Origin of the sequence: Buttiauxella gaviniae ATCC 51604 (assembly GCF_001654835.1) — a bacterium.
Classification (GTDB): Bacteria; Pseudomonadota; Gammaproteobacteria; order Enterobacterales; family Enterobacteriaceae; genus Buttiauxella; species Buttiauxella gaviniae.
In genome coordinates, this window is the sequence record NZ_LXEP01000046.1 from 1 (window position 1) to 9,130 (window position 9,130).

8 protein-coding genes and 1 pseudogene are annotated in these 9,130 nt (G+C 53.1%); all 9 read right to left on the bottom strand.

Annotated elements, in window-relative coordinates:
* A partial coding sequence (locus M977_RS22540) for a DUF6453 family protein (protein WP_342446882.1) occupies positions 1 to 644 on the bottom strand: 644 nt, incomplete at its 3' end.
* A complete protein-coding gene (locus tag M977_RS26050) occupies positions 644 to 1,843 on the bottom strand; it encodes a phage tail tip fiber protein (protein WP_074392098.1) in 1,200 nt (399 codons plus the stop codon). The genes M977_RS22540 and M977_RS26050, both read right to left, overlap by 1 nt.
* Positions 1,844 to 1,961: 118 nt before the next feature.
* Positions 1,962 to 2,087 (bottom strand): annotated as a pseudogene (locus M977_RS25920) (Mov34/MPN/PAD-1 family protein); the annotation flags it as partial.
* A gap of 10 nt (positions 2,088 to 2,097) precedes the next feature.
* Complete coding sequence (locus tag M977_RS22550; protein ID WP_064519059.1) at positions 2,098 to 3,468, bottom strand: phage tail length tape measure family protein; 1,371 nt, start codon at positions 3,466 to 3,468, stop codon at positions 2,098 to 2,100.
* A gap of 74 nt (positions 3,469 to 3,542) precedes the next feature.
* Entirely contained in the window at positions 3,543 to 3,866 is a 324-nt protein-coding gene (locus M977_RS22555; RefSeq protein ID WP_064519061.1) for a DUF2190 family protein, read from the bottom strand.
* Positions 3,867 to 3,947: 81 nt separating this feature from the next.
* Complete coding sequence (locus tag M977_RS22560; protein WP_083962997.1) at positions 3,948 to 5,945, bottom strand: ClpP-like prohead protease/major capsid protein fusion protein; 1,998 nt, start codon at positions 5,943 to 5,945, stop codon at positions 3,948 to 3,950.
* The gene (locus M977_RS22565) at positions 5,914 to 7,422 is read right to left on the bottom strand and encodes a phage portal protein (protein ID WP_064519063.1); all 1,509 of its coding nucleotides are present in this window, start codon (positions 7,420 to 7,422) and stop codon (positions 5,914 to 5,916) included. The genes M977_RS22560 and M977_RS22565 overlap by 32 nt, the downstream gene beginning before the upstream one ends.
* Positions 7,422 to 7,637 carry a hypothetical protein gene (locus tag M977_RS22570; RefSeq protein WP_157092118.1) on the bottom strand — a complete coding sequence of 72 codons (216 nt, stop codon included), beginning with the start codon at positions 7,635 to 7,637 and terminating at the stop codon, positions 7,422 to 7,424. The genes M977_RS22565 and M977_RS22570 overlap by 1 nt, the downstream gene beginning before the upstream one ends.
* Positions 7,634 to 9,130: terminase gpA endonuclease subunit (locus M977_RS22575; RefSeq protein WP_064519068.1), on the bottom strand; the 1,497-nt coding region annotated here is incomplete at its 5' end. The genes M977_RS22570 and M977_RS22575, both read right to left, overlap by 4 nt.

A 9,130-nucleotide genomic window follows, 5' to 3' on the forward strand; every position in this document is an offset into this window, starting at 1 on the left:
CCGGGCCCATACACGATGATATCCATCGTGACATCCCTTGGTTGTCTATTCTCGTGCTTTCCTTCTGCGTATGCAGTGAGCGTCGGCACATCCGGATCTGTGACATAAACACGCGTGGATGAGCGGGCAACCGCAACGCCTGGCGCTGTCCAGTGCGCCGCGATGATAACTTTATGTGGGTCGATTCCTTCATAGGTAGGGATAGTCCAGGTGCCGTTAAATGTAATCCGCCCCTGGAACAAAACCCGACAGCAAGCCCGCTCAGTGGTAATTAATGTGAAATTAGCACCCCCCTGAAGGAGCAAGCCAGCCGTTGAACCCTCCGGAGGAAGCTGAAAGATGCTCACATTAGTGGTAACTCGTGATACATCATCACCGACAGTACTTGCCATCTGGAGCGTTAACGATGAGCCATTATCAATAAAGCCAGTCAGATAGGCGATGCCAACACCAGAGTCCACCGCCGTTGATGATGGTATTAACATTATTGAGCTTCCAGGTATTCTGCCGGGCAGTGCGACTGTCTGATTCCCCACCTTGCGCTCTTCAGTTACCGTCGCAAGCCAGGATGGTACTTGCATCCCTGAGGTGACTTCTATCGGCCTGGTCCCGTCCAGATAATCGATAAGTATGCCTGCGCCCATTACCAGACTCCCACGTGAATACGAACTACCCCCGGGACATTCACATCCAGCCCGGTACCATCCACTTTGATTTTATTGCCAGAGCCGTTAATCACCAGGCTGTCATTAAATTCAGCAGGGCCATTCTTCGGGATATTCCAGCCTGCCTTTCCGGCCTGATATCCGCCTGACTGAAGAGAGTCAGTAATTTTACCGAAATCAATGCTCGCATTTTTGAAGAACGCATCGTTGAAAAAAGCCTGCCCGTTTTCGATGACAAACGGCAATGTCACTGCCCCACCCGCTTGCGACATCACAGCAAACCGGTCAGCCAGGAACAATACCTGTGACTGCATACCTCCCGGTGTATTCTCCACGCCAATGCCCATGCCAGCTGCGTATTGCCGCCCATTTGAGTCAACGGCAACCTTGATGTTGTACATTGCGTTGAGCTTGCCAGCGGTATCAATCTGCGCATTGTATAGCTCAGTGATAGCGGCGGTTTGCCCATTCATGGAAACAGAAAGGGAGTTGATACGAGTCGCAGCAACCTGGCTGAAGTCGGCCATAGTCTTGGAAAAATCGGTGACATTCGACGAACCGCCTGCTGCAGACGAATCCAGCGTTTTGAGCGACTCAGCAACGGCCTTGCTGGCATCAGCCATCACATTATCGACGCGCTGAATCCCGGCTTTGCTATCGCCATACTGAACGCTCATACGCTGCGACTGATTAACCTGCGCCAGCGTGTTCTGAATCAGTGCGATCGATGTGTTCTGAATGCCGCCACTGGCGTTATCAGTTTTACCCGACAACTCTTCGAAGCGGGAAGTGGTAGACGAATCAAGCGTTGTGACCGCCTGTGTCAGTAGCGTCACACCTGCAGCGTTATCTCCGGTCTTTGCTGTGAGCTCATCAACGGCTGTTGCACGCGCTTCCGTTTCCGTGGCCAGCGCCTGGCGAACTTCCGTGATACCGGCTTCATTACCAGTGACCTTCGCCTCAAGCCGGGTAACGTCAGTCACGCGCGCCTCAGTTTCGGTCGCAATTACTTCTCGCAGTTGCTCAAACTTCGCAGAGTTCGCGCCGTTCTGCGCCGACTGGCTGACCACCACATTCGCAATCGCCAGTGCGTTGTGAATGATGGATTCTGCAGTCTGTTTATTTGCTCCCACAGCTGCGGCAAGCTTGTCTGCGTTCTCGGTGATGGCGTCGGCCATGTCGGCGACTTTCTGATTACCGTCGACGGCGCTTTCAATCAGGTCTTTGAACAGGTCGGTGTCTTTAATCTGGTTAAGTATGGCCTCGGTGATTTCCGTGACATCGATACTCGCCTGCCGGAGTAATGTTCTTGCAGGGAATGTAGTGCTCCACCCGGCCCTTCTGAATAACCAGACCGCAACATTCATTCGGGTACTCAGCAGCAGCGTGCGCAAAAATAGCTTCTGTGATTTTTTCAAGCATAACTATCTCCTCAGGAGGCTTGCGCCGGGGAAACCACCAAAATCGAGGGGCATGTCAGGACCAAATCGCGCTTTGCAGTCACCGCCTGAGTGTGCTGCCCAGCCTTATCAAGGGTGGCTATATGCTCGGCCTGCGCCTTACTCAGAAAGTCGAACTGGTTGTTCAGCGCCTTCATGGACTGAACGGGATCGTCTGCTATCTGAGAAAAGAACCCCTCAACCTTATCTTTTGTCTCCCCGGTCGCACGTCCCCAGTCAAGAGTCGCCTTAGTGATGACCTCGATTTGCTTACCAGTATATTTCCCCTTCTGTACCAGCTCAGCCATCAGGCTGGAAGTCGCTGCAAAACTGGTATTTGTAGCGTTTCCTATGCGTTCAGAAGCATTAGCCATGTCTCCCGCTGACGCAAAAGCCGCAGCGCCAGTCATGATGAGCGATTTTTGAATATCACCGAGGGAGGATGAAGCAAACGCCATGCTTGAAGGGATTGCCACAAGAGTGGCAACGGCAACCGCGATAGCCAGATTAACCGGATTTAAAACCCCGATCAGCCCCTTCAGGGAATCGCCCATCGCAACCATAGCAGGACGAATACCGCCGAATGCATCTTTGACCTGCCCTCCCTGCTGAATAAGGATAAGCAGTGGATTTTGCCCACCCGCCAGCTGGGTCACCACATCTGTCATCTGCATCGGCAAAAATCGCAGCGCCTGGGTGTACTGACCGACTGAGATCCCCGCGCGTTTTGCTGCAATTTCGTGGCGGGAAAGTGCGGCAGGCATTCCCCCCATTGCACTTTCTGTCAGCTCGGCTGCGTCACCGACTTCATACAGCTTTGCTCGTTGTTGCTCGAGCATCGCCAGTGTGGATTTAAACTGCGCTTCCGGAATGAAGCCACTTTCAAACCGCTGATGTAGCTCTGCCACGCTTTCATCAAGGCGGTTAAATGCTCGCAGGGTAGGGTCAATACCTTCCAGAAACCGTTTTGTCGCTGCCGATTCAGCTGCTGCTGTTCGCCTCGCCTGTTCTGCAACTTTTTCCTGAGCATCACCCACATCAACCAGCTTTGTCAGGCTTTCATCCAGAATGTGGTTATAGTATTCAAACTGTGATGCATCGATGCGACCCGCATTCAGATGCTGTTGAAGTGCGGTGTACTGATCATCCAGGTTACTGAACGCTTTAGTAGTCGGATCGATGCTGTTCAGTAAACTTTTGAGTGCCGATGCCTGTCGATCAGCCATTTGCTGAGCCTGGGCCGAAGCATCATTTGCCGCCTTACCAAAACTCCCTGTATGCCTTATTACTCGCTCCATTTGTTCAGTGAAGCGGGTATTGTCGACATCCAGATTAACGATTAAATCACCCACCGACTGGGCCATAGCGCATCCCCCCTGACAGCCCCTCGGCCGCTAACATCATTTCTTCATCAGATTGTTCAACAGGTTCGGATGGGCTAGCCATTCAGACGAACGGCAACCGTGGTCGCGTTCGCTGCTGCCGTCTCCCACGCTTTGCCCGCAGGCGTGGCGCCAGTGCCATCAATCTGGACTTTTCCATCTTTGATGTTGAGTGCTTTGCCCTGAGGGATGTTGTCACTGGCAAGCTTAGGCAACACGACGACGCCGCTCGTTACGCCTTCACCCGATCCACCCGCAGCAATATCGGCAATGGCTACTGCCAGCAAATCGCCCACAGGAACAGGCGTGCCACTAAGAATGGCGTCGGTCCCGGTGTTCTTAATCGTGATGGTGTGACCATTCTGAAGGTAATTTTTCATGAAGATTCTCCACGGCTCCGCTCGGGAGCCGTTTTTCAGACATAAAAAAAGCCCTTTCGGGCCACTGGAGGGTAGTGTTGATTACTTACCGGAGGATTTCACCAGGCCACGATAATCCAGTGGCGCCACACCTGCATCGATGCGCACTTTGGTGGCGATACCGTCAGTGGTAAAGCCTTCCTGCTGATCAATGTACGGAGCATCAACACCGTTCAGATACGCCACTTCAATCGTATCTGAACCCTGTGCGGCAGCCAGATACCAGGCGGCCGGATCAGCATCATCCAGACGTGCTTCGGCAATGACTTCAGCAAAGTTCTGGATTGGGTTAATCACCCCGGCATTCACATCAGCCCCTTTCACGCTGGCAGACTTGATGGTCTGGTTAGCGGTAGTTTCCAGCGCCACCGGTACCAGAATGTAAGCCGGGCGAATGTTGAGAGCTCGCTCCCCTTCTTTCTGGGTGCGCATCAACTGACGACCTTTGTCGAGGTTGCTGATATCGATAGCGCCGGTGGCCATGTTTTTATGATCGGCATGGAACAGCGTCTTACCATCAGACAATTTGCCATTCGCGGTAAGAGTCGCGTAAACCAGATCGCCTATGGTGGCCTTCGCTGCGCGGCCCATTTTCATCGGCACATCGGTCAGCTGATTGAGATCATCGTTGATGATCGCCTGACGGGTCACAGAGAAAATCTCGCCGTAGGTGGCCAGCGCGATGGTTTCGCCTTTATCACCGGTAGTGATGTATTTGTACTCAGCACCTTCACGGACCTGTCGCAGCGACGGGAAACCGCCCATGCCCACACGATGTGCTGTTTTGAAGTCAGACAGCTGGCCTTTTTTGGTCCACTGTTCGAAGGTTTCTGCTGACTCATCCCAGCCCTGCAACAGCGCTTTATTCGCCACATCCAGCAGGATATTGCCAAAATCAGAGGTGCTGTGAGTCAGCGCAAAGCCAACCATCTGCATCGGGTTATAGGAGGCCACACCGAAACCGCGCTCAGTCAGCGACATACGCGCCAGCTCACGCAAAGTAGTGCCGTTGTAGACGTTATCGCGCTGCATGTCTTCATAACCTGCACGCGCCATCAGTGCCTGACGAATACCATCACCGACAAAATTACCGTTGCCAGCGTACACATGTGCCTGGGTTTGAGCTTGCGTCGACTTGTTGGAAGGTGTCGCGCTTTTACCCAGCTCTGCCAGCAGCTTATCTTTCGCCTGCTCAACCGAACATTCAACATCAGCCACACACTGAGCCTGAAGTTCCTGGTGTTTACCGCCGAACATAGCGAACAAATCCTGGATATTGTTTACGCGGGCCTTCTGCTCAGCAATCACCTGCTGGCGAATGTCAGTTGCGTTGACGTTCTCCGGTGCAGTGATCACCGGCTGGGTGATAGTTGGCTGCGGGTCACGCTGTGTAGTATTGCGTGGTGGGGTGATCATGTTGCGGATTGTGCGTGGCATCTTCTCGAATTCCTCGATACGTTTTGACTGAATACAGGCCATAGCCTGAAGGGATGGAGTGACTTCGTCGGCAAAACCCAGCGCCAGACACTCAGCACCGGACAGCCAGGTTTCATCCTCCAGCATGGCGGCAATCTCTTCCTGAGACTTTCCGGTTTTTGCCATATAAGCCGGGATAAGTACGCCCTCAAGCTTGTCCAGCAAGTCGGCGTAATCACGCATGTCGTTCGCGTCACCACCCGTGAATCCCCAGGGTTTGTGGATCATCATCATAGTGTTTTCCGGCATGATGACCGGATTACCCACCATCGCGATGACTGATGCCATCGATGCCGCCAGGCCATCGATATAAGCGGTAATCGACGCACCATGGTGTTTCAGGGCATTAAAAATGGCGATGCCATCAAAGACATCGCCACCAGGGGAGTTAATGTGAAGGTTGATATGCGTGATATCACCCAGCGCTTTGAGGTTGGCCACGAACTGTTTTGCCGTCACACCCCAGTAGCCAATTTCATCGTAGATATAGATATCGGCTTCGCTTTCATTGCTTGCCTGCATCCGGAACCAGCTATTTTTTACGCTGGCTTTCGGGCGGTTCATTACCCGGTTTTTCTTCCTGGCCACTGGTGGCTCCTTTGTCATTAGCCGGGTCGGTATCGAACACCAGCCCCTGCTTGCGGTTATCATCTATTTCCGCCTTACGGCGTCGCTTCACATCATCCGGATTAGCACCACGGGCGCGCACCCATTCGCTTTCAGTCGCAGCGCCACCGCGCAACAGGATTTTCCAGGCGTTTGCTTCTTTTACCGGATCAATCCATGGCATTACCGGACCGGAGAACACTGCGCTGTAGAGCGATTCTTTATCCACCCCTGCAGGAACGGTTATTTGACCGGATGCAATGGCCATAGTCAGCCAGGCGCGGTACATCGGACGGGTAACAGCAGCAATAAAAGCATCCTGGAGAATGAAGTAACCCTCCGTTGACTCCACCAACTCCTGCCGTTGAGCACTGTAGGTGCCATCATAATTACGGGCGATACTGGAAAAACTGCCACGAGATCCTGCGGCGACCGCTCGCAACTGGCCGTTACGGAAACTTTCAAGATTGGGGTTCGGACGGTCTGATTTAATCATGCCCACATCTTCGCCCGGGAGAAGGTCATCAAAGATGACCCCCGGCTCAATATTTAACTCTCTCGGCTTAGCTCCTTTCCCTTGATCACCGTAGTCCTGACCATCCCCTTTCTTAATGAACATGCCCAAGGCCGCCGCGATACGCGCAGCGGTCAGTTCAGCATCTTCATACTCTTTAAGCGCAGAAAGGCGCATCAAAACGCCCGCTAATAAGGAGTTACCGCGTATTTGATGAAGGCGCCGCATGAATTTAAGGTGCAGCATGCTGTCAGCGTTAATATCTTTGGTGTCACCTTGCCTCACCCCCTCTGAAGGCAGGTATTTGTACACCATGTAACTAGTAGGGCGCCCCCAGTCATTCAGATAGACGCCCTGGCATAATTTATTGGATGGCTCGCTGCGCTCCATCGGCACAAAATCAGGCTCCAGCGCTTCCAGCCAGAAAGGGATACCAGCAACCGGTGTTAACCCATTTCCAGTACCGCTAACCAGTTGGGCAAATACTTCGCCGTCGCGCAGCCAGGTTCGCGCCATCAGTCTCTCAAGTACCGGGCGGGTAAATTGACCAGTAACATCCGGCGACACAGACCATTCAGCCCATTTGGTACGAATATCCGTGGCGAGCGCAGTGGCAAGACCTCCACTTTTCAGCAATGGCTGAGGTTCAACGATGATGCCCTTTGCTCCCACAATGCGCTCTTCGAGCTTGTCGAGCAGCCCTATAACCAAATCATGGTTACAGTCGAGCCAGCGGGCCTGCTCTCGCAAAGAGCGACCGCCAAACCGTGTTAATTGATTAGCAGAACGGTTTTCACGGTTAGCTTTATGTGTTCGCGTGGGCAAAACCGCCTCGTAAGCCTGAATCATCACGCGAGAACGGAGCCTGGTAGCTTTCCAACCTGGAGAGATCAACCCAATCAGATTATCGATGGTGCTCATCACGGAAACCTCGCCAATTTAAACCCGCTGCGACCACTTGCCGCCGCAGACGCGGTTGTCAGTTTTCGTTCCCACTCCTGACGACCCTTACGGATTTCACTCAGATTTTCCATTGTCATCTGCTGACCGTTGAAAACAATGGACTTGCCCTGAAGGATTGCCATTTCAGCTTCTGTGTAGCGTCGGATCATGTCCTGAATATCATTAAGCGTCACACCCAGCCTCCTGAGGTTGATGGTGCCCATGCCGATTCGCGGGCTGGTTTCTTAGTCTTTGTTGCAGATACTGGCGGTAGCGGTTTAGCAACTGCTGCCACAACCGGCGCATCTGTTGTAGGTTCATCCACAAGATAGGTTTCACGACGCGCCCATTCCGGCGCATCAGGCCATTTAATCTTTTCGTAGCCGTGGAGAATGACCAGAGCATGCGCATACACCATGAGGTCAAACGCTTCGTTAGCACCCTTGCCGGGCTTTTCCCACTTCCCATCAACTGAGCGCTCCTCATAGGTCAGTTCGTCGTAGAACCAGCTACCCAGCCAGTCCGGAAAATGCACATAGTTCGGCCCCGGTACATTGCGCCACAGCGCATTGTTGATCCGGTCCTTGAGAGCGTTGGTCTGGAGAAGATAAATAGGAACATCACCCGCCGCTCGCGCGCGTCGGGATGAACGGTTGGTGTTATCAGGTAAGGTTTCAGTTATCAATTTGGCGCGTGCTTTGCCATCGCCCTTGAATAACCAGACTTTTCGTTGCAACCCATCACGACGACAGCGCCGCCAGAATGCGTACGCATTATCAGTAACACCATCTTCACCACCGGAATCCACCGCCATCGCAAGCAGGCTCATACGCTTTCCGGGTTCGCCATCGAGTGCCCAGGTTTTGTCGAGCACATCGGTACGCAATAAATCCCAGTCTTCGGGATAACTACTAGGATCAATGGGGAGGCTTTCGCCATCAGCGTTGGTACGCATAGATTGAGTAATGTTGTAGCGGTCGACAATCCAGCGCTCGCCCTGAACGCCATATCCAACCACCTGAACGACAAAGCGGCGGTTTTTACCACCCTGCACATCGACGGTCGCCACCATAAATTGCGCGCCAGCCGGAACCCTTCGCTTCTCTACCGGTTCCGCGCGCAGCTGGAGTTCATCACCCTTGCGCTGCTCGATGCTGGAGCGTGGTAAATAAGGTAGTCCCCAGTCGGTATTGATAACCGTCTTGAGGGTTTCTTCGCTACCGTTGACTTCATATTCCTGCTCGGCGGTCAGCAGCTTGTAAACCAGTTGCTGCCACGTCTGGTATGCAGCAGCTGGGCCTTCCATCCAAAAACTGGCTATACGGGAGCGGCGAGCCTCGCCAGTAATGTTGCCTTCACGGTCAATATACTGGCCTTCACGCAACCAGATCCCTTTCATATTCAGGCTGCGCTTCATATCTGCGGTTATCAAACCGGAGCATGATGGGCAGATAATATGAGCAGCTTCACTGGCCTTAACCGGATCGCTGATTTCACGATAACCGGTCATCGCCTTCATCTCTGGCTGAAAATACTCACCACAGTGTGGGCAGGGCCAGTACCAGCGACGCCGATCACCACGATTATAAAGAGATAGAATTCCAGTTGTCGGGGGAGCCTCATGCTCAGAACTGCGCCGCCATTTGGTATCGCGAATATCACGACCAGGGGAACTTTCCACCAGGGT

What these genes read in the sequence shown, in the direction of transcription:
- M977_RS22565 (WP_064519063.1), bottom strand. Translation starts at nt 7,422, where the DNA reads ATGAGCACCATCGATAATCTGATTGGGTTGATCTCTCCAGGTTGGAAA.
- M977_RS22555 (WP_064519061.1), bottom strand. Translation starts at nt 3,866, where the DNA reads ATGAAAAATTACCTTCAGAATGGTCACACCATCACGATTAAGAACACC.
- M977_RS26050 (WP_074392098.1), bottom strand. Translation starts at nt 1,843, where the DNA reads ATGGCCGACGCCATCACCGAGAACGCAGACAAGCTTGCCGCAGCTGTG.
- M977_RS22550 (WP_064519059.1), bottom strand. Translation starts at nt 3,468, where the DNA reads ATGGCCCAGTCGGTGGGTGATTTAATCGTTAATCTGGATGTCGACAAT.
- M977_RS22560 (WP_083962997.1), bottom strand. Translation starts at nt 5,945, where the DNA reads ATGAACCGCCCGAAAGCCAGCGTAAAAAATAGCTGGTTCCGGATGCAG.